Raw genomic sequence first — 25,962 nt, 5'->3', positions numbered from 1 at the left:
GCTGCTCGACAGCTATACCGCAGTGCGGTTGCTCCGGTGGCTGCGCTCCAAGCATAAGACCAGACGGAAGAGAGGTGGGTCCTATCCAGACTCGCACCTTTACCAGCACTATGGGCTGGTACGTCTGACCCGACTTGGACGGGGCGTGCCGTGGGTGAAGGCGTGAGATCTTGTCCGAGAGCCGGATGCGGGAGACCTGCATGTCCGGTTCGATGAGCGGGGTGTGGAAACGGCAGTCACGGTCGAGCCACCAAGGCACCGCCAGACGAAAGGGGCGGAAACAGATAGGCTCGACCTACAGCCACCCGCGCCACACCTCGACTCTACCGATCTTTTGCCTTCAACAGGGCTCACGGGTTGGCACTTCGACGAGAAATGCCGCCCTTGAGTACTAGAGTTCCACTTGCTCAGAAATTGCTAAGGCGTCGTCCACCTCTATTCCGAGGTATTGCACGGTGCTCTCCAGCTTCTTATGGCCGAGCAAGAGCTGGACGGCGCGCAAGTTGCCTGTCTTCTTGTAAATGTGCGCCGCCTTCGTCCGTCTCATCGAATGCGTGCCGTAACGTTCGGGATCAAGCCCGGTGCTCGACACCCAGCGCTCGACGATCCTGCCATATTGCCGCGTCGACAGGTGCGGCTTTGCGTGCACGCGGCTGGGAAACAGATAATCCCGTTCACCGAGCCTGCGACTTCCAATCCATGCAGCGATAGCCTCCCGCGTTTGATCGGTCAGTTCGAACTGCACTGGTCGGCCTGTTTTCCGTTGGATGATGATCGCGCGGTCGCGAACCCTTCCGGAAATCGCAACATCGGCAACTGAAACACAAGCTCGCAATTTGCTGTCGATCGCGAGATTGAACAGCGCAGGTCGCGTACCGCACCGGACATTTGGAGGCGGGTTCGGATGGCCCAGACCTCCTTCGGCTTCAACGGAGGCTTCTGACCAATAATGCGGCCCGAGTTCCAGCTAGACATAGCTTTTCTCCCCTCCACTGCCGCAGCGCTTACCCGTCAAGCCGCCCAATGATAATCCTCGTGGAAGTGACCTTTCGGGTGGTGAGCGGAAGTTCACTCGGGGGCGATGAACGTCTGCAGTCGCCCCAGAAGCGACCGCCAACGCATCGTGAACTTCATGCTTTTGCAGAGATGGCACTCAACTCTTCCAGGTCGAGATCCCGTTCAAGTTCCTGAAGCGTTTCATCGTCTATCTCGCCAGCGCGATGAAGGCGAATCAGTTCCCTCCGGCCGGTCGCAACAGCTTCCAGTACGACGTCGAAGTGGGCATGCAAGGCGGGTCGGTAATGCTCAGTCCGCACGGCGTAGTCGACGATCGTCGTCGCGCGACGCTGGTATCGTTCCAGCAGTTGAGGGTGGATGAGGTTTCCTTCGGCGTCGTATGCCAAGCTCTGGATGGTGGCAAGCTGGACTTGGGCCATCGCTGCTTCTGCCTGGCTCATTGTCAGAGGCGCCTTTTCGGAGTCCGGCTCAGCGAGTTGCGCCCAGGCGATCACGCGTCCGAGCGTCGTGCCCTGCACGAGCACCGTTCCAAATATCACGGCGAATGCCGTCACAAGGATGAAGTCGCGGCCGGGAAAATCTTCCGGCAAGCTGAGCGCGAGAGCGAGCGTGACCACGCCCCGTACGCCCGCCCAGCTCAGCACGGTTGCGCCGCCGGAGCCGAGAGGTTGCGTTCGAGCGAGACTAAGGACATTGAGCAGCTTTATCACAAGCTCGGATCCGAAAACCCACGCGAAGCGCGCGATGACAAGCGTGGTGAGCACAGCGATGACCGGCAGTCCCATCGTCGCGACCACCGTGACGAATCCACCGCTTCGCTCGACGACGTCCCGCAGCGATAGACCGATCAAAACGAAGACCGCAGCTTCCATCAGGAATACGAAGACAGTCCAGAACGACGTCCCCCGCATGCGCGTAGCGGCCGACAGAACCGTGTGCTGATGCCAAGTCGCGATCAGACCCGTGGTGACGGTGGCGATGACGCCGGAGACATGCAGCATCTCTCCCAGGAGGTAGGAGATCCAGGCGAGCAATGTCGTTGCGGCGATGATAAGGTATTCGTCGCCCAGTCGCCTGACGAGCTTCACCCATGCCGTTCCGACGACGGCGCCCACCGTGGCGCCGCCGACCGCCAGAAGAAGGAAGTTGCCCAACGCCGCTGGGGGGCTGAAGATCCCCGTTGCGGCGGCGGCGACGGCAAAACGGAAGAGCACGAGGCCGCTCGCGTCGTTCAGGAGACTCTCTCCTTCGAGCAGGATCTGGAGCCGCCGGGGCAGCTTCACACCCTCCAGGACGGCTCGTGCGGAAACTGCGTCGGGGGGTGACACGATCGCGCCGAGCGCCGCGCAGGCGGCCCAAGGAAGCGAGGGGAAGAGTAGATGAGTGACCACGGCCACAACGGCGCATGTGAAGAAGACGGCGCCGACGGCAAGCGATGCGATACCCATCATATGGTGTCGGATGCGGCCAACCGCGATTGACCAGGCGCCGTCGAGGAGGAGCGGCGGCAGGAAGATGACGAGCACGAGTTCAGGATCGATGGTGATCGCCGGCAGGCCCGGCAGGAACGCCAGGATCGCCCCACCCGCGAGCAATGCGACCGACGGTGGAAGGCCAAGCCTGTGGGCCGCATAATTGAGCGCTATGATCGCGAGGAACATCGCGATCCCGAGTTCGAAGAGGTGTGTTCCGTCCATGCGTCTCCCCGACATGGCGTAAGTTGTAAAGCGCATCAAAGGACGGGTTCCGCCGAAACGCAACTATCGAAGCTCAAGGCGAGGATCGAAAAAATTTCGATCTGGACCTTCGCGTTCTGGAGGTCGCGGGTCTGAAAGCCTTCAGAAAAATGCCGGAGAGTCGCCTCCAAGTTCTCAAGCGCATCGGCAACGACGATCGAGGGCATTGAGACAGGGGATCAATTGGCGGTGGTGAATGCCGAAGGATTTCATCAGGGGGCAGGGATACATCTTCTCACGGCCGCTACCTGTGTCGGAAGGCTCCAAATTGATTGACGGACCGCTCGAAAGGGGCGGCCCACCACGCGTTTACGAACGATTTGTGAACAGCCCGGAGAAATAGCAGCAGCATTTAGCCCTACACGTCTCAAGGCGTGTGTGGCACAATTTTGGTACTACCGCGCATTGATTGGCAACGGCGGGAACGCGTTCGCTGAGACGATCGTTAGTTGCAGGCCTAGGAGCGGGCCGAACTGAAGACCCGCAAGCATCAGACAACCGGCGAGGGAAGCGTAATGAATACCTCACGCGTCGCACTTATAGCCGATGACGATGAATTCTTCCGCATCGCGTTGGCGTTCATCTTGAAGAGCAAATTGCATTTCACGGGAATCATCGAAACCGGGTCGCTTGATGAAGCGATTGAAAGGCTCGCCGAGCACGAAGACATATCGCTCGCCTTGTTCGACTTGGCGATGCCGGGCATGCAAAGTGCGGCGAGCCTTGCGGCCGTCCGTGACATCCATCCCGATCTGAAGGTCGCCGTCGTATCGGCGTCGTCGCGACGGTCGGACATCCTGTCTGCCCTGACTGCCGGCATAAACGGCTATGTGCCAAAGGGCCTCGGGGCGAGCGAACTGGCCGAAGCAATCGGCTCGATCCTCAACGGCGCTGTTTACGTCCCGCCCTCCATAGCGGGCCGTCCCGCCCCTCCCGAGGAAATAGAGTTGCCTCAGGTCACCCGCGGAAACCAGGACGAACGAAGTCATCGTGCAATCGAGTTCCTGACGCCGAGGCAGCGCGAGGTCCTCCTGCTTCTCGTCGAGGGATTTTCGAACAAGGAGATCGCTCGCAAGCTGAAACTCGGCGAGGGTACGGTGAAGATCCACATGGCGGCACTCTTCCGCAGTTTGCGGGTGAGGAACCGTCAGGAGGCCGCTGCCGCAGGGGCGCGCCTCTTACCCATGACCGGGAGCCCGCATTAGGACGGCCGGATAGGCCGCCTTCTAGGCCATCCGGCCGAATAGCCCAAAAGCACGCGAGGACGTACTGACGACGGCAGAGCCACGAAGCTAGGGACGAAAATGCGCCAGCCGGTTTCCACAGCCAGCTCATCAAATAGCCCTCTTTGCGCCGCCGCGATTGAGGCAGGAGGCGTTCGGTGACCCGACACGCGCTTCCGGCCAATCTCGCCGGGGAGGTCGCCTGCAGGGTCGGCCTCAGCGTTCCCGCATCGCGGCAAGGCACCGTAGCCTCGGCGATCGCCCGGATCATGGCGCGGCGCGGCATCGACGACAGCAGCCTGCTGCTTCGCCGGCTTGGGCTGGATCAGGACTTGACCGACGACGTCATCGCAGCGGTCACCGTCGGTGAAACGCACTTCTTTCGCGGCCCCGAGCAGTTTCAGCTGATACGGCAGGAAATTCTTCCGGAACTAACGCGGCGGCCCGACGGCGCGCCTGCCCGGATCTGGAGTGTCGGCTGTGCAACGGGGGAGGAGCCTTACTCCCTTGCCATTCTCTGCGACGAGGAAGGTCTCTTGGAGGAAGTTCGCATATGTGCAGTCGACATTTCGCGACGGGCGCTCGGAACGGCCAGGGCCGCCGAGTATGGCGAATGGTCGTTGAGGAACACGGATCGCAGGCTGAAGGAGCGATACTTCACCGCATGTGACGATCGCTTTCGACTGAGCGAACGACTGCGCCCGCAGGTCGATTTCGCTGTCCTCAATCTTGGCGAAGCCGATCTTCCGGCGCCGGAAAGGGGATTGGCGGACTTTCGCTTGATCCTTTGCCGCAACGTTCTCGTCTACCTGGACGCGAGTAAAGTGCCTCGGATTGCACGGCAGCTATTCGCCTGCCTTGCGGATCGAGGCTGGCTGTTGACCGCCCCGACCGATCCGCCCTTGTGGAAGTACGCCCCGTTCGAGACGTGCATCACGCCGGCAGGCGTTGTCTACCGGCGCATGATGGCTCGTGGGGACGCTCGCAAGAGCCCGATCTCAGGCGTCGTTTCCGCTCGAGGCAAGCCCAAGAATCCCGTCACCCGCATGGCGGCGGCTCGAGCATGCGACACGGCTGCGCCAAAAGCACCTGGCGACAAGCTCTCCAGGGCCATCGCCCAAATCCGAGCGCGTTACGACGTGGGTGAAACCCGCGAAGCCGCGTGCCTCGCTGCGCAGGCGGTTGAAAGTCATCCGTTGTCATCGGAACTGCATTTCCTGCAGGGGCTCTCGCAGATGGCCGACGGTGAGATCGATGCGGCTGCGGCAGCCCTGCGACGAGTCGTCTACCTGGACAGCACTCTGGCCGCCGCGCAGTTCTTCCTCGGGGTCTGTCTCCGGCAGAGCGACCCTGAAGCGTCGTTGCGTGCCCTCGAAAACGTGCTGCAGTTTTGCCTCTCCCGTCCGCCACAGGAGCGCATCTCTCTGATGGCAGACGCGACGGCTGGAGATCTGGTGGAGCGTGCAAGGCGGGAGATGGGCAAGATCCGCCAAGCGCGGGGGAGCGAAAGCCGATGACAATGCTTTCCCGGCCCGCCGCTCGTCCGGTCGACTGGATCGCCGTCAGAAGACGGATCGAGGCAGCGATAGAACAGACCGAAGCGCTTTTGGAATCGGCACAGAAAGCGGCTCAATACGAGCAATCACGACAAGCGGCCGGCGATGCATTCGCGGGCAGCAGAGATGAGCAGACAGTCGGACTTGTGACCTTCATGCTATCGGATCGGCGGTTTGCCTTGGAGATCCGCTATGTTTGCGAGATCGTTTCGAAGGCACGCGTCAGTCCGCTTCCCGGGATGCCCCCGCACGCCTGTGGCGTCTATGATTTGCGCGGCGAACTGCTGCCCGTCTTTGACCTTAGCAGATTGTTCGATCTCCCGCGATCGGCCGGCAGCGCCGGCGAATGGGCAATTGTATGCGGGCGAACGCATTCCGAATTCCTGATCCTGTCCGATTCTGTTCCGGAGATAGTGGCGCTCCCACCGGAGGAATTCGCTGCGGCGAAGCCCGGTAAAAGCGGCGGATCCTTCGATTGCGCAAGAACGGAAGGCGTCATTGTCTTTCTGGACGGCCACCTTCTGTTGAACGATCGCCGTCTCGTTCTCGAGGACGAGCAGATCATCGCCACCGATGAGACGGAAAGGACCGAATTCCATGAGCCTGCGATTGACGAATAGTCTCTATGGCACCTTGGGCCTGGCCATGCTGCTGTTCGTGGCCGCTTCGGCGCTGCTCGTCGGGTCGAGCTCAGTTGCCCTGCAACAGGTGCGAGCCGATCTTGCCGCGACATCATCGCTGGGCAAGCAGCGCCTTGCCTATCAGTTGATGTACGCAACCACGCGCCTGGAAAGAGCGGAAGGCGCCGTGCGGATCGCCGCTGCCGATGAGCTGCGCGGCCTGATGGATCGCAATGAGCGACTGCTTGCCAGTCTGGCCGATGGCGACGAAAGACTCGGGCTTGAAGCAACGACGGATCCTGCCGCTCTCGCGCAGCTCGAGCAAGCCCGCCAACAATGGCGGGAGCAGGTGAGGCCCGCGCTCGAAAGCGCGATGGTCAACGCGCCGCTCGGTCCCGCTGCGCTGGATGAACTTGATCCAGGGATTAGAGACTTCGCTGCTCGCATGGACGAATTGATCAATCGGATCGAGCAGGCAGGAGTGGTCCGGCTCCAGCGCTCTCAATTGCTGCAACTGGGCTTTGCTGTCCTCGCCGTTCTTATGCTTCTCCACGTGCTGCGGGTCGCGCGTCGCCTCGTCCGCCGCACGCGCGCGCTCGTAGGCCAGGCGGAAAGGGTCAGCGCCGGTGACCTGACGCAGAAGGCGGCCGTAGAAGGCAGCGACGAACTCGCGGCCCTCGGCTTCTCCTTCAATGCAATGACCGCGAGGCTTGCCGGGATGATTGACAGTGAACGGAGCAGCAGGGAGCGGCTCGAAGAGCTGCTCGCCACGATATCGGACACGGCGCAACATCTTTCGTCGTCTGCCGCCGAAATCCTTGCCGGGACTACGCAACAGGTCGAAGGCATGCGTGAACAATCATCGGCGGTAGCTCAGACGGTGACGAGCGTCGACGAGGTGCTGCAGACGTCGGAACAGGCGGCGCAGCGCGCTCAGCAGGTTGCCGGCTCCTATGACCAGGCCGTCAAGATCAGCAATGACGGCCGCAGGGCGCTCGATGATACCGTGCATGTGATGAACGCAGTGAGTGCCCGCACCGAAGCGATTGCCGGGGACATTCTATCGCTGGCGGAAAATAGCCTGGAAATTGGTGAGATCGTCACGGTTGTCGCCGAGATCGCCGACCAGACGAACCTGTTGGCGCTGAACGCGGCGATCGAGGCATCGCGTGCCGGCGAGCACGGCAGGGGCTTCAGTGTCGTTGCCAGTGAGATCAGGACACTTGCCGACCAGTCGAAGTCAGCGACCACCCGTGTGCGGCGGATTCTGATGGAGATCCAGAAAGCGACGAACGCGGCGGTCATTGGCGCTGAAGATGGCACAAAGAGTGTCAGCCGCGCCCTAGAGACGGTGAACGAAGCGGGCGAGACGATCCGGCAGCTTGAGGCGATCGTTGCCGATTCGGCGCGATCGGTCGCCCAGATCGCGGCTTCGGCGGGCCAGCAAAAAGCAGGCATGAAGCAGATTCACGACGCGATGCATTACATCGAGCAAGCGAGCAGCCAAAATTTCTCGGCGATCCGGCAAGCGGAAGAGGCCGCGAAAGATCTGAACGAGCTTGGCTCCAGGCTGAAGGAAATGCTTGCGGACCATGGCAACTGACATGACAAAACGCGACCAATTCGATCGAGAATTGCTGCAGATGTTCACCCAGGAAGTGCGCGAGCGTGCATCCGACATGGAGCAGACATTGCTCGCCATCGAGGACCCCGGCGGGGCCGACGAGAAACTCCGCCTGCAGGAGCAGCTACTAAGGACCGTGCATAGCCTCAAGGGCGCCGCCGGTTTGCTTCAAGTGCGAGGTGTGGAAGCGATTTGTCACTGGATGGAAGAGATAATCTCCATCACGGTAAATGAGCAGCTCGTGCTCGAGAAATCCAGGCTGGAACTGCTTCTGTCTGCCGCAGACGCAATCCAGGACGCGGCCCACCTCTTGGAAAGCGGGGAGACGCCTTCGCCCGCGCACGGGGAGAGCGTGGTCGATGCCCTGAAGTCTGCCGTGGCGACAGGGGAGGATGACCCCAGCGGCAAATCGAATCCACGGCCTCCGCAGATGGGGCAGGTGGCCGTTCGCAACAGCGATACCGACGGCTCCATGCGCGTCTCCGCCGATCGACTGGATGCTCTTCTATACAGGAGTGGCGAACTGCTCAGCTTTGGCGCGGTCATTCGGCGCCACGCCGAGGAGGCATCCCTGCTGCGGGAGCAGGCAATGAAACTGAGGGGCACGGTCCCCGAGTCTGCCGCGCTGGCGGCAGGTATCGAAAACGGGTTGCGTCAGCTTGCGACATCGCTGCGCCGGGAAATGAGACTGATGCACACTGTCGCGACAGCACTCGAAAACGAGGTACGGCACGCACGCACGCAACCGTTCGCGGAAGCCTGCAAGGGGCTCGATCGGGTCGTACGTGACATGGCGGCCGCGTCGGGGAAATCGGCGGAACTGAAAATCGGGGGTGGAGAGATCGAGATCGACCGTTCCATTCTTTCCGGTCTGCAGGACTCGCTTCGCCATCTCGTGCGCAATGCAGTCGCACATGGCATCGAGTCGCCCGAGGAACGCCGAAAGGCGGGAAAGCCGGAAAGGGGAAGAGTCGTCATTGCCGCCGCGATATCAGGAGATCGGATGCAGGTGCGCGTGGAGGATGACGGCCGTGGTGTGGATGTAGCCCGGCTCAGCAAGGCAGCCGGCGAACATCTGGAGGAGGTGAAAGACGAAGCGGAGCTCCTGAGGCGTGTCTTCGAGCCGGGCCTCTCGACATCCGCGACGGTTACCAGCCTGTCGGGGCGCGGCATAGGACTCGACATCGTCAAACGCAATGTCGAAACGCTGCGAGGTACAGCGGAGGTCTCGCAAGTGCCGACGGGAGGTGCGGCCTTTACCCTCACGCTCCCTCTGACTCTTGCGATGGTGCGTGTAGTGATGGTCATGGCAGGGGAGTATATGTTCACGATCGACACGGCATCGGTCCAGCGGGTGATGCGCGTTCATGCGCAAGACTTTGCAACGTCTGAGGGGACGGACATCCTCAGCACCCCGACCGGTCCGATGCCTTTCGTGGATCTCGCCGATTGGCTCGGGATGCGGTCGGCTAGCTCCGATACCCGGCATGCCGTGCCGGCGGTCGTGCTCGACGCTCCGGGCGGGCCGGTGGCGGTGCTTGTCGATTCTATTGCCGGGGAGCAGGACCTTCTCGCACGCCCGCTCGGCCCACGGCTTACGAAGGTTCGTCGCTATAGTGCTGGCATGGTCCTACCCGACGGGCGCATCGCCCTCCTCCTCAACGTTGCAGCACTCGCCGAGGCCGCCGCCCGGACACGGTCGACGGACGGCGCACGCATGCCCCGGCCACTTCAGGCCGCGCGGCGCAAGGTGCTCGTCGTCGATGATTCAAAATACGTCCGAACGCTGGTCAAGCTCATCCTCGAAGGCGCCGGGTACGATGTGAAAATGGCAAGCAATGGCCGGGAGGCTTGGCAGCAGCTTCTTGACGACGGCGCCGATATGGTCGTCGCGGACGTCGACATGCCGTCGATGAACGGCTTCGAACTCACCGAGGCTATTCGTCGATCGGAGCGTTTCACCAACACTCCCGTCGTCCTCGTCACCGGTCGGGAGGCGGTTGAAGACAAGGTGCGGGGGCTGCGTGCCGGCGCAAATGCCTATCTGAGGAAGGACCAGTTCGATGCGCAGCACTTCCTGGAGACGATGCGTCGGGTCGTGTGAGGACGAGGATGACACGTATTCTTCTGGCGACATCGACGCCCGATCTCGAGAATCTCATCAAAAGGACGACTCTGGGCGACGCCTCCGTCGAGCTCATAGGCGTCGCAAAAAACGGCAAGGACGCGGTCAAGATGACCGGTAAGCTTTTGCCAGATATTGTTGCAGTGGAGCTGCGGGACGACGGCACCGCCGAAACCGTCAAGGAGATCATGATCACCGCACCGACGCCAGTCGTCATGGTAGCCTATCGAGACGGTTCGCACCTAGGGGCCATGGCCTCGCGTGCGCTCGATTCGGGCGCGCTCGCGGTCATCCCGGCGCCGACTGCATCCGGCACGTCGCTCGAGAAAGCAGCCATGGAGAGGTTCCTATCGACGATCAAGGCCATGGCGCAGGTGAAAGTCGTTCGTCAATGGCGCAAGAAAGGGCGCGGCGATCACCAGCGCAAGGAGACGCCCCAGCCTGCGGCCAACACCCAGCTCGCGATAGTGGGTATCGCTGCTTCCACGGGAGGACCGGCCGCGATCCGTTCGATATTGAAGGACCTGTCCGCCGATTTCCCCGCACCCATCCTCATCGTGCAGCATATGTCGAACGGCTTCATCGAAGGCGTTGCTGCATCCCTCGACGCCACGATTGCGCTCAGGGTAAAAGTTGGCGCGAATGGCGAACGCCTGCGGCCCGGCACTGTTTACCTCGCCCCTGACGGCCACCAGCTCGGCGTCTCCGGCAGATCACGCCTTCGCGTCGTGGACGAGGATCCCATCCAGGGCTTCAAGCCGTCCGGATCCTATCTATTCGGTTCAATCGCTCGCGCTTTCGGGGAGGAGTCGCTTGCCGTCATCCTGACGGGGATGGGCGAAGACGGCACCGAGGGCCTTCGGGCACTGCATGTTGCGGGCGGGAAGGTGATTGCGCAGGATGAAGAAAGCTCCGTCGTCTTCGGAATGCCGAAATCGGCGATCTCGGCCGGTCTCGTCGATTTCGTGCTGCCCCTCGACGATATAGCCGGGAAGATCACCGCTCTTACGAGCGGAACACGAGAACGTTGAAAGAGAGTTGCGGCGCTAGGCGGCGATCTCGACACACAGCGCCGCGCTCGCCCACCCCAACTCAACTGCATGTGTCCTTAAATCGACTTACACACTCATGATCTGAATGGCCGCTGGTGTGACGATCACCGCGAACAGAACAGGCAGGAAGAACAGGATCATCGGCACGGTCAGCTTCGGGGGAAGTGCGGCGGCTCTCTTCTCCGCGTCGCTCATGCGCATGTCGCGGTTCTCCTGCGCCATCACCCGCAGCGCCTGACCCAGCGGCGTTCCATATTTCTCCGCCTGGATCAGGCTGGTCACCACGGCGCGCACCCCGTCGACGCCCGTCCGTTGCCCTAGGTTCTCGAAGGCCTGCCGCCGGTCCTGGAGATAGGAAAGTTCCGCCGTAGTGAGCAGGATCTCCTCCGCGACTTCGGGCGATTGCGCGCCAATCTCGTCGCCCACCTTGCGAAGGGCGCTTTCGATGCCCATGCCGGATTCGACGGTGATCAACAGCAGGTCAAGCGCCTCTGGCCACGAGCGGCGGATCGCTTGCTGGCGCTTGGTGATCCTGTTCCGGATGAAAATCGCCGGAGCGAAATAGCCGAGCGAACCCATCGCGCCGGCCACCGCGATGACGACAAGCAACGGCGCCTCGGGCCGAAGCGCGAGCAAGATATAGATGAGGCAAGCGGCGAAGAGCACGAATGGCGCTATCAGCCTGAAGGCAAGGAAGGTCGTCACCGGCGCGTAGCCGCGGTAGCCCGCCATGCTCAGCAGGCGAAGGATATTGCCATCCTCCGCCTGCTTGGCAAGGTTGAAGCGATCGACGATCGCCTGAAAGAAGCGCCTGGGCTCTGCGCGAAGGGAAACTTTGCTCTTCTCGGCATTCAGCCGAGTGCGCTCGCGCTGCCTGATGCGCTCGCGCTCGCCCTCCACCTTGCGCATCCGCTCTGCGAGCGTATCGCGGAAAATATAGGGCCAGGAAACCGCCACGACGGCGGAAAAGGCAGCAAGGCCAGCCAACATCGCGGACAGCTGGTCGGAATCGGGAATGTGGGCGCCAAGGTTCATGTCTTTTCTCAGAAATCGAAGTTGATCATCTTGCGCATGATGAACGTGCCTATGCTCATCCACAGGGCTGAGCCGACAAGCACCATCTTTCCGGCGACCGTGGTGAACAAGAGCGACATGTAGTCGGGGCTTGTCAGGTACACGGCGCCAGCCACGAAGAACGGCAAGGCGCCGATGATGCCGGCCGAGGATTTCGCCTCCGCGCTCATGGCCTTGATCTTCGCCTTCATCTTCTTGCGCTCGCGCAGCACCTTGGAAAGGTTGCCAAGTGCCTCCGAGAGGCTGCCACCCGTGCGGCTCTGAATTGCTATGACGATCGCGAAGAACCTGGCCTCGGGCAGGGGTATGCGATCGCACAGGCGCTCGACGGCTTCGTCGACCGGCAGCCCGAGCGTCTGGTCCTGCGCGATGGTGAGGAATTCGCCCTTGACCGGCTCCTGCGCTTCGGCCGCAATCACTCTCAGGCAATCGGTCATCGGCAGACCTGCCTTCAGCCCGCGGACGATCACGTCGACAGCATTCGGAAACTCGGCAGCGAAACGCTTCAGCCGCATATTGCGCTTCATGTTCACATAGAGGTGCGGCAGGAAAAGTCCGCCAGCTATGGCGAAGCCCAATGCCGCGAAGGCGCCGAGGCCCTGAAGCGTCACCAGAAAATAGGTGACAAGGCCCGACCCGGCGCAAACGGACCAATAGGTGCGGATCGACCAGCGGAGACCGGCCTGGCGAAGCCTAACGTCGAGCTTCGGCTTGCCGCCCTTGCGCGCCTGTGCCTTCTGCTGCTCCTCTATTTCCCGCAGTGTCTTTTCCACGGAGCGGCGGCGGTCGCGGCGTTCCTCGTCTGTCGTCTCTGTCGCCTTGATTTCCGTGCGTCCGGCGACGTGCTCAAATCTCTGCCGATAGGCGCTGGCCTTGGCTGCGCGCGGATAAAACGCGGTGAGCATCAGGCCGCCGACCGAGGTCGACGCCAGGAAGAAGATGAGCACGGGAAACAGCGAAGCACTCAGCATGTCCGTATTAGCCTTTGTCAGATGCTCGGGGAATTCGACGAAGCGACCGTCAGGCGGCCGCCTTTATCTCGGCCGCGTCAAGGGCGGCGGCCAGGCGCGCTTCTTCACCATAATAGCGGGCGCGGTCCCAGAAGGCCGGTCGGCCGATGCCGGTGGAGCGGTGCCGTCCGATGATGTTGCCCTTCGGATCCTCTCCGAGGATGTCGTAGACGAAGAGATCCTGCGTCGTCACGACGTCGCCCTCCATGCCGAGGACTTCGGTGATGTGTGTGATGCGGCGGGAGCCGTCGCGCAGCCGCGCCGCCTGGACGATCACGTCCACCGATGAAACCAGCATTTCCCGGATCGCCTTGCCCGGCAGCGAATGGCCACCCATGGTGATCATCGCCTCGACGCGCGAGATCGCTTCGCGGGGAGAGTTGGCGTGGAGCGTCCCCATCGAACCGTCGTGGCCGGTGTTCATCGCCTGCAGCAGGTCGAAGGCTTCGGGTCCGCGCACTTCGCCGACGATGATCCGCTCCGGCCGCATGCGCAGGCAGTTCTTGACGAGGCTGCGCATGGTGATCTCACCCAGGCCTTCGATGTTCGGCGGGCGGGTCTCGAGCCGCACCACATGGGGCTGCTGCAGTTGCAGCTCGGCCGCATCCTCGCAGGTGATGATGCGTTCGCCATCGTCGATATAACCGGTAAGGCAATTCAGGAGCGTCGTCTTCCCGGAGCCCGTGCCACCGGAAATCAGCACATTGCAGCGGACGCGGCCGATGATCTTCAGGATCTCGGCGCCCTCGGGCGAGATCGAGCCGAACCGGACCAACTGGTCAAGGTTCAGCTTCTCCTTCTTGAACTTGCGGATCGTCAGGCTCGGCCCGTCGATCGCGAGCGGCGGCGCGATGACGTTGACGCGCGAGCCGTCGGCCAGACGCGCGTCGCAGATCGGGCTTGCTTCGTCGACGCGACGGCCGACCTGGCTGACGATGCGTTGGCAGATGTTGAGGAGCTGTTCGTTGTCGCGGAAACGGATGCCCGTCTGGTGCACCCGACCACCGACCTCGATGAAGACCTGGTCGGCGCCATTCACCATGATGTCGGCGATATCGTCGCGTGCGAGCAGCGGTTCGAGAGGGCCGTAGCCCAGAATGTCGTTGCAGATGTCGCGGAGCAGCTCGTTCTGCTCGGCCATGGATATTCCAGCCTTCTTGGCCGCGACGATGTCGTTGACGATCGCGCCGATTTCCTCGCGCGCCTGTTCGCCGTCCATGCTCGACAGCGCCGCCACGTCGATGGTGGCGATCAGCGCGCTGAAGATTTCTTTTTTAAGGCTGTAGTATTGGTCGGCCTTTTCCGCCTTGGCGGCGGCCGGGACTTCGGCAAGCCGCGGCATTTCTCGCGGCGCGGCGGAATGCGCCTCGCGCGCCGCCTCATGCGCTTCCGTTTCGGTAATCTTTTGATCCGGAGTGGATTTTCTGCCGAACATCGTTGTCGCTTCACTCGTCGTTGAGATGCTGTGCTCTTCAGATGCGACAGCGGAAGGCGATTGTGCCTTCCGCTTCGCTTGGCGACCGACGCAGTGACTCGGGTCGCCTTAGAGGGCCGTTGCGATGGCGTTGAATGCGGTGTTGACGTCGGTGCCGACGGTCCGTACGGCAGTGATGATGACGACGGCGATAAGGCCTGCGATCAGGCCGTATTCGATGGCCGTGGCGCCGGATTCGTTGCGGACGAAGCGGACGAGAAGATTTTTCATGAGACGATCCTTCGAGTGGGTTGGGGTTGCGCCGACGCCAAGTTCGGCATCACAGGCCGGGGCGGCTTCTGCTCGTTTCCCGCTTGCTGTGTGGCCTTGATATAGACTTTATTAACCCTTTTGATCCATTCAGCCTGATGGCCGATACCACTTCCGCAGTAAGGTCGGCTTGTTGGCCTAGTCCAATCGTTCGGCCGCACTATCCTCTTGCTTTTGCCAGCCTTCTTCGAACGGAAGGTGTGTCCGTTCACAGAGATCGGGAGCGAACGATGCGAGTGGTTCCAAGGCAGGGCGGGGCCGGGTGGCTTATTCTCGCCCTGATGACCTGTACCGTCCTTAGCGCGGCGCAGGCGGCGGAAGAGAGCCCCCCGTCCACGGCCCTGGAGCCTAGCCGCCAGACCGAGGGCGTCGTCAGGGTCATTGTCGATTTTGCGAGGCCACTGATCCTCGCCCGACCGGCGAGCACGCTCATCATCGGCAATCCCGCCATCGCCCACGCGACGCTCAGCGACGACAAGACGGTCATCCTGACCGGCAAGACGCCCGGCTCGACGAACCTCATCGTCATGGACGCTGAAGGCGGCGAGGTTGCCAACATCGTTCTCGATGTAGTCGCAGCGGGCGGCCGTCTGGTCACCGTGCACGGCGGCGGCGGGCGATCGACCTATAGCTGCACGGAACATTGCGACCCGGTTCCGCCCAGCGATGAAACGACGGCACCTCCTCCGCCTAACGCTCCGCCGCTCGACGAAGGGGGCGAACAATGACCGGCCTGACCAAAACGCTCAGCCGATCGGAATTCGCCGCGAAAGTGCGAGGCTGAACGGAGTTTCGGCCAGCCCGGGGACGAAGAAACGGAACGGGTAGCGGATCGACAGGACGCGAAAATCGATGCCATTGATCGTTTGCTTGCTGACGGCAATTTGCAGCAGATCGGGATCGCCGCTGCCGAACTTGTCGCGCACGGCGCTCGCCAGCTTCGACTGCGCCTCGCTGTCGGGCGCATCGCGCGCGATCTGGCCTATGAGCACCTGCCGGGCGGCAAAGTCGGCGGCATAGGACAGGTCGTTGCGCACGTAAAAGGCGCGGCCGAACTCGATCACGCCAAGGACCAGCAGAAGCAGGGGAAAACAGACAAGTGCGAACTCGACCGCCGTCGCGCCCGACTGGCTGCGCCAGGCGCGACGAAGGGTATGAAACGATCGGGTCATCGGACCTGCACCTGCATCGAGGAGTTGAGCTGGAAGGGCGGGAGCGCCTCCGGCAGGGACATGGGCTGGTAATTCTTCGCCGCTTGGAGACGATAGAATACCAGCTGCTGTGCCGAATTTGCGCAGGATGTCGTCCCGCATTGCGGCGCGGCCTCCGGCTGGACGTCGGCGTTTTCCGGGCAGGCGCAGTAACGCTGTACCGGCGCCACGGCGACATTGGCTGGCGTCGCGCTTTGCGCCAGCGTCGACTGCAGCACCTTGTCGACCTGCGTCGCCCCCGGATCGGCCATGGCGGCTTGCGCTCCGGCCCGAAGCACATGGTCGATCGTCATCCGCTCGTGGAGCGCCAGTGCCACATCGGCCATAGCGACGAGGCCGAGTGCCACCACCGGTGCAAACAGCGCAAATTCCACAGCCGAAGCGCCGGCCTCCGACTTCTTCAGCTCCTGGGCGTTCTTACGAAGCCCCGCCGCTGCCTTCTGCTTTCGCCGTTGGGTGAACCTCTGCACCAGCCCTGCGATACCCTTCTTCCGCACCCGTCTCTCCCTGGTGCCGCCGACCCGCCAGGCAAGCGATACTATGGCCTGCCCCGCCTTCGACTCGGGCGCCGATTCGATGACCAATTGGCCGTTATTGGCCGCCTTGCCGAACAGTTGGGGATCGAAGGGAACGGATACGCTTTCCTCAAGACCGACAGCGGCGGCGAAGTCCTTCGGCTTGATCTCGGCGAGCTTCGGCGTGTCCGTCCTGTTCAGCACGAGTCTCGGCGGCGGATCGTTGGGGCGCGCCTTCTTCAGGAGGTCGACCAGGTTCTTCACGTTGCGCATCGACGCCAGGTCGGGCGTTGCGGTGATCACGATCTCGTCCGCCTCAAGCAGGATCTTTCGAGTCCACTGCATCCAAATGTGCGGCAGATCGACGACGATTTGCCAGGAGCTGGACCGGGCGACATCGAGCAGATGATCGACATGCTCCTCCTTGAGATAGAAGAACCTGTTGAGATCGGTAGTCGTCGGAAGCAGGTGCAGGTGCTCCGTATAGGGCACCGCCAGGCGCCGCAGGAGGACGTCGTCCAGTCGGTCGGGGCTGCTGAGGACGTCGGTCATGCCCTGGACCGCCTCCACATCGAAATCCAGCCCGAGCGTGCCGAACTGGAGGTCGAGGTCGGCCACCAGCACATCGGCATCGACGCGCTTCGACATCGCATAAGCGACGTTATGGGCGAGCGTCGACGATCCGGTTCCGCCCTTGGCGCCGATAAAGGCGACGATGCGCCCGAGCTTCCCTTCGCCAGAGTCGCGAAAGCAGCGATGCACCGCCGCCACGAAGTCGATCGGGTCAAGCGGCATGACCAGATAGTCGCTGACGCCCGCATCCACGAGTCTCTTGTAGAGTCCCACGTCGTTGGACGAGCCAACGACGATGACCTTGGTTCCGGTGACGCACTCAACCGCCAGGGCTTCGAGTGCACTCATGAGGCGCTCCTCGTCGTCGGTGTTTTCCACGACGACGAGGTTTGGCGAAGTGACACCCGCGTAAAGTGCCGTCGCTTCCTCGAGACCGCCTTCCTTGACCGTCACGGTGGCGCGAGCCATCCGGCGGTCCATGGCCGCCGCGTGGACCGTCTCCTTCAACGCCTCCGAGCGGCAGAAGACGGCGATGTCCACCTTCGGGATCGACAGGAGCGGCGCGACCGGTTCCCGCGGGGTGTCCTGGGCTTTTGCGTCGAGCTGTTTCATCTGTCCGAAATCCCGTGAAAAACAATCAACTGCCACCGGAGCGGGACGGAACCTCGACCATCGACAGCCGCCCACCACTAACAATGCGCACGACCCCTGGTCGGTTTCCTTCCGTCTCGACAACCGGTGCTTCCAGGTTGTCGGCGACCGCCCGCAGCGCCAGCGACACGGTGCCGGAGGCTTCTGCCGCGGCGATGACGGCGATCTGCTCGGGGTCTGCCTCGAGTGTCGCGGTCTTACCGACCACCGACGTACCGTCGGCACCTTGGGAAACGGTCTGGTCGACCGCGAGCACCCGTATATTGGAAAGGATCGCACGGCTGGCCACCTTGCCGTCCTTTCCAGATGAGTCCGGACGCGCGACGGTGTGGATGACGTCGACGTGGTCGTTCGGCAGGATGAAGCCGCCGGCCGTGCTCTCCGCCGTGACGCGGACGGCTATCGCCCGTTTTCCCGAAGGCAGCATGCTGGAGAGGAAACCGCTGCCGCGCTGGGCAAGCTTATCCTCGCGGATCGGCTCTCCGGCGACGAAACCGCTCTGGGCGAGCAGCCCCTTGAGCGTCGCCATCGCGTCCGGTCGTGCGCTGCGGCTGATGAACACCGGCGGGATCTCTCCCTCCCACGCCTGCCAGCGCAGGTGCGACTCCTCGAGCGTCGTGCCGCGGGCCAGCTCTTGCGCGGCGACGAGCACCTCCTGCGAGGGAGACTGTTGAACTTCGGCTGCCTCGACTGTCGGCTGATCGGTGAAGCCGAGCGCCAACCAGGATGCGGCACCGCCGGAGGCGAGTGCGAAAAGGAGAATGACCAAGCGGATCATGGTAGGACCTGTGCGTTACGGACTAAGGGAGTCCTCAGAGAAGGGCGGAGAACCAGTGGCTTTCCGGGAGCAGGAGAAGTGCCGCAGGGGCCATCGCTGCACCGTAGGGAATGCCCGATTGCGGCTGGTGCAACCGGCTCGACCAGGCGCGCTTCTTCAGGACGAGCGGCAGCGGCACCCTGCGAAACTGCAGCAGCGTCAGCGTGAGAACCGCGCCGAGCACCGAGGCGTAGATAACGAAACTGAGGGCAAGCCCCGGGCCGAGCCAGAGCACCGCGACGGGCAGCAACTTTGCGTCGCCGCCGCCGATCCAGCCGAGGGCAAAGAAGGCGAAGGTGCAGGCGAGCACCGCCGAGGCGACCAGGATGCTCGACCAGATCGTGGAAAGATCGAGGCCGGCGAGCGGCGCAAGCACCGCGAAGGCGATCAGCAGAAAACCGACGAGACGGTTCGAAATCGTCATCGTCGCCACGTCCTTTACGCCGGCATAAGTCATCGTTCCGGCAAAGACTAAGAATGCGAGCCAAGCTGCGGAAGTGGAGAGCATCACAAGGGCGCCTTTCACGAGGGCCGGGAAGGCCGTTTGAGGTGCTGCGAAATATGCCTTCTGCGTCGCCCGGTCGCCACTCGGCCTGATGGTCTAAGCACAGGCCGCAAAGGCGCATGGAGAGGACTAGTCCACCCGGCCGAATCGCAACCACCTCAATGCAGGGATATATCCTCGGCCGGATCAACAGCACTCCAGGACACTCGGATGCGCAAAGGAAACAACGTTAGCGAACCCAGGAAAACATCGCCGCGCCCGCGGCGCCTTTCGCGCGCGTTCTTGGAAGACGATGTCGGCGCCGTCGCCGTCATCGCGGCGATCGTGTTCCCCGTTCTGGTTGGTGCCATGGGGCTCGGGGCGGAAAGCGGCTACTGGTATATGGAGAGCCGCAAACTCCAGCATGCGGCGGACGTCTCGGCCCATGCCGCAGCTATTCGCCATCGGGCGGGCGACCAGCAATCGGGCCTCGAGAGCACAGCGCTGAGGATCGCACGCGCCTCCGGCTACTCGCCCGGTACCCTGACCGTCGGCACGAAGCCGGGGCTGAGCGCCGGATCGAGCAAGATCACGGTCGAGCTGACGGAGACGCATCCGCGCCTGTTTTCCTCCGTCTTCATCGGCGAGCCCGTGACGATCTCGGCCCGTGCGGTCGCCGAGGTCAAGGGTGGCTCGAAGGCCTGCGTGCTGGCGCTGTCGAACGCGGCGTCCGGCGCGGTAACCGTTACCGGCTCGACCCAGGTGCAATTGTCGGGCTGCAGCGTGGTCTCGAATTCGAGCGCCGCCGACGCATTCCTGATGAAGAACGGCAGCGCAGTGATGTCGACCGATTGCGTTTACACCGTCGGCGAGGCCGTAACCACGACGGGACTGACGCTGACCGGTTGTAGCGAACCCGCCGAGCGGGTGCCGCCGACCGCGGATCCTTTTGCCTCCGTCGCCGAGCCCGACAAGCTGCATGTCGAGCAGCTCCCCTGTCGAACGCTCGCCTATATCTCGGATTCCGCCTACACCTTCGACAAGCTTGCGAACGGGACCCCCGCAATCCGGTTCTGCGGCGGATTGGATATCAATGGCACCATTGCGCTGAAACCTGGCCTTTACATCATAGACGGCGGCGACTTCACGGTCACTGCGGGGGCAAAGCTCACCGGCGAGGGGGTCACCCTGTTCTTCACCAATGGAGCCGCCGCGAAACTGCTCGGTAACGGCGATATCGATCTCTCCGCTCCGACCACCGGGCCATTCGCCGGGCTGCTCTTCTTCGGCAGCCGGCGCGACACCGGTGTGGCCCATCAGGTGACGGGCAATTCCGAATCGAGCCTGGAAGGAAACCTCTACATTCCTACCGGCAGTATCGATTTCACCGGCAATTCAACCGTGTCCGGGGGATGCACACAGATCGTCGCGGACCAGATCACGTTCACGGGGAATTCGACGATGGAAACCTGCGCCTCGCCTACCGACGAGATCGTCGTGGGCCGAACGGTGTCGCTCGTTGAGTAGTCGGGGAACTGCCAAGGGACGGACGGCAAGCCGCTGCCGTTCTCGTCCTCCGTCTCGCCGGTTTCTTCCCGGATGCTGACTTGGTAGACACCGTCAACGCGGGTTGGGTCTATATCCTGGTCCGCTTAGGCAGGCTTCAGTACTGGCGATGAATGATCCAGTGACCAAGATGCGAGATAACCGGAGACCTTCCAGAACAGGAGAGCTAGGGCGACACCGACAATGCCGTCACATGCATAATGCCATCCGAGTTGGACTGACCCAATCCCTATTATGACCGCAAAACCGGTTCCGACCCAGCGTCGAAGACGTCCCATGCCCCATGTTACGCAGGCGATTGTCACGGCAAAGACGACGTGCAGGCTCGGCATGGCAGAGATTCCGGAAATCGCCCCGATTTCACTCGTATAGGCGACCCAGAGGCCTTTCTGAGCAGTCAGCGCCCAGACCATTTGAGTCTCCAAATTCACGTGCTCAAGCAGCTGCATCAGCGGGGCATAAGTGTTATCGCCTGTTAACGGCTCTACGAAGCACGGCCCGACCGATGAAAAGGTGATCGCAAGAATATTGCCTGCAACAAGCCATCCTAGCAGGGCCGAGAACATGAAGCGCAAGCGCAAGAAATGATTGGAGGTCCACGCGGCCCACACCAGGGCGCACGCAACGAGAATGAGCCACAGGTTATAGAAGAAGTTTATGACGATAATCGCATAGGCGTTGCCGAAGAGCGCACTTGTGAGGATATATGGATCGACTCCGCCAAAAATTGCACGGTCGATTTCGATGAAGACAGGATCCCAGGAGAATGGATTGATGGCAGGTATCGTTGACTTGATCGTCGCAAAGACCGTGATCATCCCAATGAATATTGCCATCGAGTGAAGCGCATGGGCATAGCGGTCGTCCCGGACCAGAACATCACGCATGTGCTTGATCAATGCCGCGGTCGGCTGCTCTCTCCGCTCGATCAAAAACCGAACGACAGTCCACAGCATATAACACATCACGTAAACCAGCATCGCCATGAACGACAGCTGAAGGTAGAACTTGCCGGTCCGGTAGTATGGCTCAACTCCCAAATACCAGACCAGCCCACACATGGAAGAAATGTGCAATAGCAGTATCAAATGGGCAAGGCGGTAATCGGCCTTTGTTCGCCCCATAGCAGAAAGGAACGCTCTCATCGTTGTAAAACCAATAGATTATTTCCCCAATCGGCAGTTGATCTGAATTCTTTTAAGCGGTCAACTCGCCCGTATTTATTAGTTACTGCTCCGTTAATGTTGCTATTTTGCGATTCTTGCTTTTCGTCTGAATGGTTTTAGGAGTTAGGCAAGACCCGGCCGCAGGGCCATCATGGTGAGCGCGGCTGCGGCCATGATGACGCCGTAGGGAATCTTTCGCGTCGTACGAATCTCTTCCACGCGCATCACCACGGACAAGTGGGCCAATTGCAGCGGCATCGGCAACTTGAGGATGAGGAGCGTCACCACGCCCCCGATCAGCAGGAAGACCGCAAAGGGCAGCATGCCGTGCCAGCCTATGAAGAGGCCGATCGGCAGAAACAGCTTGGCGTCACCCGCGCCGAAGAGCTTGAACGACCATAGGCCAAATCCAATGGCGAAGAGCAGCAGCCCGGCTCCGACATCGCCGGCAATGCCCGACGAGGAGAAGAGGGCCGCGCCGACATCTTCAGCCGTCAGCAACTGCAGGGCAGTATAAAACCCATAAACGGCGACAAGAGCCAGCACGATTAGGTTCGGTATTTTCCAGAGCCGGAAATCGCTCCAGGCGGCATAAAATAAAAGTAATACTTTTGTCACAATTAAGATGTTGATTGCGGAAATCATCTTTATCGTACTCCATACGCAGTCAAACTGATTATTTTTAAGAAATTACCGAAGGGATCTAATCCGTATGGGCTATTTAAAACCGACTATATAATTCAGGGGACGCCAATTCTATACCGCTTTTCACGCCGCAAAGCCAGAGATATTCGTTTATTATCTTAACCATAAGCAACCTCCTCCGAAAATTGCTAAATATAATGATTGACGATCCAGAAATTAACAGTTTATTAATCAAGGCAGTCGGAGAGATGGTCTCAACGGCGGCGCGGCCCGGGGAATTTTGCGGCACGCGAAGTATATTTGAAAGGAATTTCTCGATGAAAGCTTTTGTAGCTAAGGTATCCGCTTTCGCGCGGGAAGAAGACGGTGTTGCACTGACTGAATATCTTATTCTCTTGGCCTTGCTCGTCGGTGGTGTGATCGGGACCGTCACGGCCGCAGGCGGGAACCTGAGCGATGCTTGGGGCTCATGGGGATCGTGGTGGATGAACTCAGTATCGACCGATGCTATCGTTACTCAGTGAAGTTTGGTAGAATCTAAGGAGGGGTTTGTTAATCCCTCCTTAGCAATTTGATTATTGTAGAAAATGTATTTTAGCATGTATGGAGTTGTCGGCGATGCGTACTTCGACGGTCACCAGTCTTGCTGTCGCCATTTTACTTGCTTCTGCGGCGGTCTTCGGGACACGCACTTATCTCGCGGAACAACAGGCTCGACTTGCAGCAGCTAATTCCGTAAAGGCTCCGGAAAAGACCCTCGTGGTTGCCGCCAAGCCCATGCGCTTCGGCGATCGGGTTTATCCGGAGAGCCTGAAAACCATCCCTTGGCCGACCGGCGAACAGCCGGAAGGTTCGTTTCAGACAATCGAGTCGGTGATCGGTGACAAGGACGAGCCTCGCTACGCCATGGAGGCGATCGATCCCGGCGAGCCGGTGCTTTCTTCCAAGATTACCGGGACCGGCGAGCGCGCCACTCTGTCGGCGGCGCTCGACCAGGGCATGAAGGCCGTTTCCATTCGCGTCAACGACGTTCTGGGCGTCGCTGGTTTCGTGAGGCCGGCGGATCGTGTCGATGTTCTGCTGACCCGGGTCGTCCGGCGACAGAACAACAGTGAACAGACTTATGTCGACGTGCTGCTCCAGGGCGTTAAGGTCCTGGCGGTCGACCAGACCGCCGATGAGCGCAAGGACGAGCCTTCTGTCGTAAAGACCGTCACCTTCGAGGTCACGACCGACGAGGCGCAGCGGTTGACGCTGGGAGCGAGCATCGGCACGCTTTCTTTGGCTTTGCGCAATATCGCCTCATCCAATGTCGAGCAGACGCGGCCGATCACGGTTGCGGATCTCGGCGGCGGACTGATCTCCGCCGACCTCAGCGCGGATCTCGCGAAAAATGAAGACGGGCGATTCGAGACCATCGAAAATCTGGTGCGCAAGGTCGGCGACGAGCTTGGAAGCCGGATCGATTCCGTCGAAGACAAAATGAAACAACCTGTTAAAGAAAAACAGGTACAGATTGCAGAGCGAAAAGCAGAACCACTCTTGCCCGTAGAGCCAAAATGGGCCACGGTCGGCGTCTGGAACTCGACGAAGCGCGAAGAGCACCGAGTCGGCATGGTCCAGTGAAGCGAGGGGAGCGGCTTTTTTGCCCGCAGGCGCTGTGGCTGAACGAGGAGCGGAGGCTGAAGCGGGAATGTCCAGGGGACTCATGAAGGGGGCGGCAAGAGCCGGAACCCTCGCGGCGGTAGCCGCGGCAATAATTGCCTATAATGGAGGACCCGGTGTTGTGGGTCCCGCCAAGGCCCAAGAAAAATTCGTAAGCCTCACCGGCTCGGTCCAGCAGGTGACGCTGGCGCCAAACGACACGATTACAGTCAGGACCGGCAAGCCCTTCGGCGATCTGGTCATTGGCAGCGCCGAGATGATCGACGTGGTGCCCCTTTCCGACCAGTCGCTGTTCATTCGCGGCAAGCAGACGGGTGCTACTAATATCTCCGTCTATGACGACAATAAGGCGCTTGTCGGTGTTATCGACGTGCGGGTCGCCGCCGACTTCACTGAAGTTGCATCGGCGATCCGCTCCACCGCCCCCTCGGCGCAAGTGCGGGTGTTCAACTCCAATGATCGCATTCGCCTGACGGGGACGGTTCGCGATGCGGTCGAACTGCAGCGGGTGGTTGAAATTGCTCAATCCTATTCGGCGGAACCGGTCCTGAACCAGCTGCGTGTTGCCGAATCGCAGCAGGTGATGCTGGAAGTTCGCGTCATCGAAGCTTCGCGCCAGACCGGCCGCGATCTCGGCATCGGTTGGTCCGGTCAGGGCAGGAACGGCATCGGCAAGGCGACGACCAGTCAAGGTATTACCGTCGATGATGATGGTAATCTTGCTCGAACGCTCGGGGACGCCGCGGGTGCGGCGACCGGCATGCAGCCCTTCGGCCAGCTGATTGCCAAGGTGCTTGAAATTTCCGGCGGCCAGATCGACATCGTCATCAACGCGCTCGAGCAAAAAGGCTTGGTGCGCCGGCTGGCGCAGCCGAACCTGATTGCCATGAGCGGCGAAACCGCAAGCTTTCATGCCGGCGGCGAAGTGCCGATCCAATCAACGGTCGCGAACGGTGCAACGCTTGCGACCGAGACCGACTACCGGCCTTTCGGCGTGCGGCTCACCTTCTCACCGGTGGTGCTCGATGGCGGGCTGATCAGTCTCAAGATCGAGCCCGAAGTCTCCGAAATCGACCCTTCGATCAGCGTCAACGGCAATCCGGGCTTCATCTCGCGCGCTGCAAGTACGACTGTCGCGCTACGTGACGGTCAGAGCTTTGCGATGGCCGGCCTGCTGCAATCGGTCAACGCCAAGGACGTTCAGCAATTGCCGTGGCTCGGGCAGGTTCCGGTGATCGGGGCGCTGTTCCGCTCGACGAGCTTCCTGAAAAGGGAGTCGGACCTGGTCATCGTCGTCACCCCGCATATCGTGCGGCCGTCGAAGCCCGGCGAAGACCTCTATAGCCCGCTCGAACAGACGCGCTCGTCCAACGACGTCGAGCTGTTTGCTCTCGGCATTCTGGAGGTGGACAAGGACATGCTGCGCCGCTTCCGCAATGGCGAAGGCGTGAAGGGTCCCTATGGCCACCGGCTCGATCTCGACGTGGGAGGCGCAGTTGTTCTTTCCAAGAAGTAAGCGCGCATTCCTCGCTATCGCCGCAGCCGGCCTTCTCTCCGGCTGTGCCGACTATTTGAATCACCGCGACTCGATCACCTTCGGGCTCGGCAATGCGGTGGAGGCCAACAAGGGCATCCACACACAGGATCCGTTCCCGCGGGCGGCGTACAACACGCAGATCGCCAGCGACGGCAAGGTGATTTACCGCGCGATCGGTGGCTATCAGGGCGGAAGACAGTCGAGCGCGCCGCCGCCATCGGCGGTGATCCTGCCGGTGGCCACGCCGCCGAACGGAGCAACAAGGTAGACTGGATAATATTGAAGGAACGGCACTGAGCCGGAAGGGAATAGGAATAGAAATACCAAATTGACCGTAATACTGGGTCTAGC

The 25,962-nt window shown here is 61.3% G+C and carries 23 protein-coding genes and 1 pseudogene; 12 read left to right on the top strand and 12 right to left on the bottom strand.

Going from position 1 to position 25,962, the window contains the following annotated elements; genetic code table 11:
* Positions 1–391: 391 nt before the first annotated feature.
* Positions 392–975: pseudogene (locus CO664_RS28200) on the bottom strand (tyrosine-type recombinase/integrase).
* Between the two features lie 155 nt (positions 976–1,130).
* Entirely contained in the window at positions 1,131–2,714 is a 1,584-nt protein-coding gene (locus tag CO664_RS28195; RefSeq protein WP_097540605.1) for a Na+/H+ antiporter, read from the bottom strand.
* A 554-nt stretch (positions 2,715–3,268) separates the two neighbouring features.
* On the opposite strand from CO664_RS28195, the gene CO664_RS28185 reads away from it, so the two are divergent.
* The 6 genes from CO664_RS28185 to CO664_RS28160 all read left to right on the top strand — a co-directional run bounded on the left by CO664_RS28185 (position 3,269) and on the right by CO664_RS28160 (position 10,932).
* Positions 3,269–3,958, top strand: coding sequence for a response regulator transcription factor (locus CO664_RS28185; protein WP_097540604.1), 690 nt, complete (start codon positions 3,269–3,271; stop codon positions 3,956–3,958).
* 176 nt (positions 3,959–4,134) lie between these two features.
* On the top strand, positions 4,135–5,493 hold the full coding sequence (locus CO664_RS28180; RefSeq protein WP_097540603.1) for a protein-glutamate O-methyltransferase CheR: 1,359 nt from the start codon (positions 4,135–4,137) through the stop codon (positions 5,491–5,493).
* The gene (locus CO664_RS28175; RefSeq protein ID WP_097540602.1) at positions 5,490–6,152 is read left to right on the top strand and encodes a chemotaxis protein CheW; all 663 of its coding nucleotides are present in this window, start codon (positions 5,490–5,492) and stop codon (positions 6,150–6,152) included. Before CO664_RS28180 ends, CO664_RS28175 begins: the two co-directional genes overlap by 4 nt.
* Positions 6,130–7,755 (top strand): methyl-accepting chemotaxis protein, encoded by a 1,626-nt coding sequence (locus CO664_RS28170; RefSeq protein WP_037426259.1) that lies wholly within the window; start codon positions 6,130–6,132, stop codon positions 7,753–7,755. The genes CO664_RS28175 and CO664_RS28170 overlap by 23 nt, the downstream gene beginning before the upstream one ends.
* Position 7,756: 1 nt before the next feature.
* The gene (locus CO664_RS28165) at positions 7,757–9,880 is read left to right on the top strand and encodes a response regulator (RefSeq protein ID WP_097540601.1); all 2,124 of its coding nucleotides are present in this window, start codon (positions 7,757–7,759) and stop codon (positions 9,878–9,880) included.
* Positions 9,881–9,888: 8 nt separating this feature from the next.
* Positions 9,889–10,932, top strand: a complete 1,044-nt coding sequence (locus tag CO664_RS28160) for a chemotaxis protein CheB (protein WP_097540600.1) — start codon at positions 9,889–9,891, stop codon at positions 10,930–10,932.
* An 87-nt stretch (positions 10,933–11,019) separates the two neighbouring features.
* Here CO664_RS28160 and CO664_RS28155 read toward each other — a convergent pair whose 3' ends face one another.
* From CO664_RS28155 to CO664_RS28140, 4 genes are all read right to left on the bottom strand, one after another.
* Positions 11,020–11,988 carry a type II secretion system F family protein gene (locus CO664_RS28155; RefSeq protein WP_037426255.1) on the bottom strand — a complete coding sequence of 323 codons (969 nt, stop codon included), beginning with the start codon at positions 11,986–11,988 and terminating at the stop codon, positions 11,020–11,022.
* Between the two features lie 8 nt (positions 11,989–11,996).
* Positions 11,997–12,998 (bottom strand): type II secretion system F family protein, encoded by a 1,002-nt coding sequence (locus CO664_RS28150; protein WP_097540599.1) that lies wholly within the window; start codon positions 12,996–12,998, stop codon positions 11,997–11,999.
* A 49-nt stretch (positions 12,999–13,047) separates the two neighbouring features.
* Positions 13,048–14,472: a CpaF family protein gene (locus tag CO664_RS28145; RefSeq protein ID WP_097540598.1), complete on the bottom strand. Its 1,425-nt coding sequence runs from the start codon at positions 14,470–14,472 to the stop codon at positions 13,048–13,050.
* 108 nt (positions 14,473–14,580) lie between these two features.
* Complete coding sequence (locus tag CO664_RS28140; RefSeq protein ID WP_097527076.1) at positions 14,581–14,742, bottom strand: Flp family type IVb pilin; 162 nt, start codon at positions 14,740–14,742, stop codon at positions 14,581–14,583.
* 269 nt (positions 14,743–15,011) lie between these two features.
* On the opposite strand from CO664_RS28140, the gene CO664_RS28135 reads away from it, so the two are divergent.
* Entirely contained in the window at positions 15,012–15,509 is a 498-nt protein-coding gene (locus CO664_RS28135) for a pilus assembly protein N-terminal domain-containing protein (RefSeq protein WP_097540597.1), read from the top strand.
* An 18-nt stretch (positions 15,510–15,527) separates the two neighbouring features.
* Here CO664_RS28135 and CO664_RS28130 read toward each other — a convergent pair whose 3' ends face one another.
* The 4 genes from CO664_RS28130 to CO664_RS28115 are packed head-to-tail and all read right to left on the bottom strand — an operon-like array spanning position 15,528 to position 19,056.
* Positions 15,528–15,953, bottom strand: coding sequence for a TadE/TadG family type IV pilus assembly protein (locus CO664_RS28130; protein ID WP_097540596.1), 426 nt, complete (start codon positions 15,951–15,953; stop codon positions 15,528–15,530).
* Positions 15,950–17,692, bottom strand: coding sequence for an AAA family ATPase (locus CO664_RS28125; protein ID WP_097540595.1), 1,743 nt, complete (start codon positions 17,690–17,692; stop codon positions 15,950–15,952). Before CO664_RS28125 ends, CO664_RS28130 begins: the two co-directional genes overlap by 4 nt.
* A 25-nt stretch (positions 17,693–17,717) precedes the next feature.
* The gene (gene cpaB / locus CO664_RS28120; RefSeq protein ID WP_037426235.1) at positions 17,718–18,509 is read right to left on the bottom strand and encodes a Flp pilus assembly protein CpaB; all 792 of its coding nucleotides are present in this window, start codon (positions 18,507–18,509) and stop codon (positions 17,718–17,720) included.
* 34 nt (positions 18,510–18,543) lie between these two features.
* Positions 18,544–19,056: a prepilin peptidase gene (locus CO664_RS28115; protein ID WP_097540594.1), complete on the bottom strand. Its 513-nt coding sequence runs from the start codon at positions 19,054–19,056 to the stop codon at positions 18,544–18,546.
* Between the two features lie 207 nt (positions 19,057–19,263).
* On the opposite strand from CO664_RS28115, the gene CO664_RS28110 reads away from it, so the two are divergent.
* Positions 19,264–20,559: a pilus assembly protein TadG-related protein gene (locus CO664_RS28110; protein ID WP_097540593.1), complete on the top strand. Its 1,296-nt coding sequence runs from the start codon at positions 19,264–19,266 to the stop codon at positions 20,557–20,559.
* Between the two features lie 125 nt (positions 20,560–20,684).
* On the opposite strand, the gene CO664_RS28105 is transcribed toward CO664_RS28110, so the two are convergent.
* Together CO664_RS28105 and CO664_RS28100 are read right to left on the bottom strand one after the other, a co-directional pair.
* Positions 20,685–21,743, bottom strand: coding sequence for a phosphatase PAP2 family protein (locus CO664_RS28105; protein ID WP_097540592.1), 1,059 nt, complete (start codon positions 21,741–21,743; stop codon positions 20,685–20,687).
* Between the two features lie 144 nt (positions 21,744–21,887).
* Positions 21,888–22,409 (bottom strand): prepilin peptidase, encoded by a 522-nt coding sequence (locus CO664_RS28100; RefSeq protein ID WP_037426226.1) that lies wholly within the window; start codon positions 22,407–22,409, stop codon positions 21,888–21,890.
* A gap of 317 nt (positions 22,410–22,726) precedes the next feature.
* Between CO664_RS28100 and CO664_RS28095 the strand changes: the two genes are divergently transcribed.
* The 4 genes from CO664_RS28095 (at position 22,727) to CO664_RS28080 (ending at position 25,879) form a co-directional block, all read left to right on the top strand.
* A complete protein-coding gene (locus CO664_RS28095; protein WP_037426283.1) occupies positions 22,727–22,933 on the top strand; it encodes a hypothetical protein in 207 nt (68 codons plus the stop codon).
* A gap of 94 nt (positions 22,934–23,027) precedes the next feature.
* Complete coding sequence (gene cpaB, locus CO664_RS28090; protein ID WP_037426280.1) at positions 23,028–24,035, top strand: Flp pilus assembly protein CpaB; 1,008 nt, start codon at positions 23,028–23,030, stop codon at positions 24,033–24,035.
* Between the two features lie 67 nt (positions 24,036–24,102).
* The gene (locus tag CO664_RS28085) at positions 24,103–25,590 is read left to right on the top strand and encodes a type II and III secretion system protein family protein (RefSeq protein WP_097540591.1); all 1,488 of its coding nucleotides are present in this window, start codon (positions 24,103–24,105) and stop codon (positions 25,588–25,590) included.
* Positions 25,535–25,879 (top strand): pilus assembly protein, encoded by a 345-nt coding sequence (locus CO664_RS28080; protein ID WP_234820052.1) that lies wholly within the window; start codon positions 25,535–25,537, stop codon positions 25,877–25,879. Before CO664_RS28085 ends, CO664_RS28080 begins: the two co-directional genes overlap by 56 nt.
* Positions 25,880–25,962: the final 83 nt, after the last annotated feature.

The organism is Sinorhizobium sp. NG07B (assembly GCF_002532005.1).
Taxonomy (GTDB): domain Bacteria; phylum Pseudomonadota; class Alphaproteobacteria; order Rhizobiales; family Rhizobiaceae; genus Sinorhizobium; species Sinorhizobium fredii_C.
Note: the sequence above shows the minus strand (reverse complement) of the source record. Positions and strands in the feature narration are given on the sequence as shown.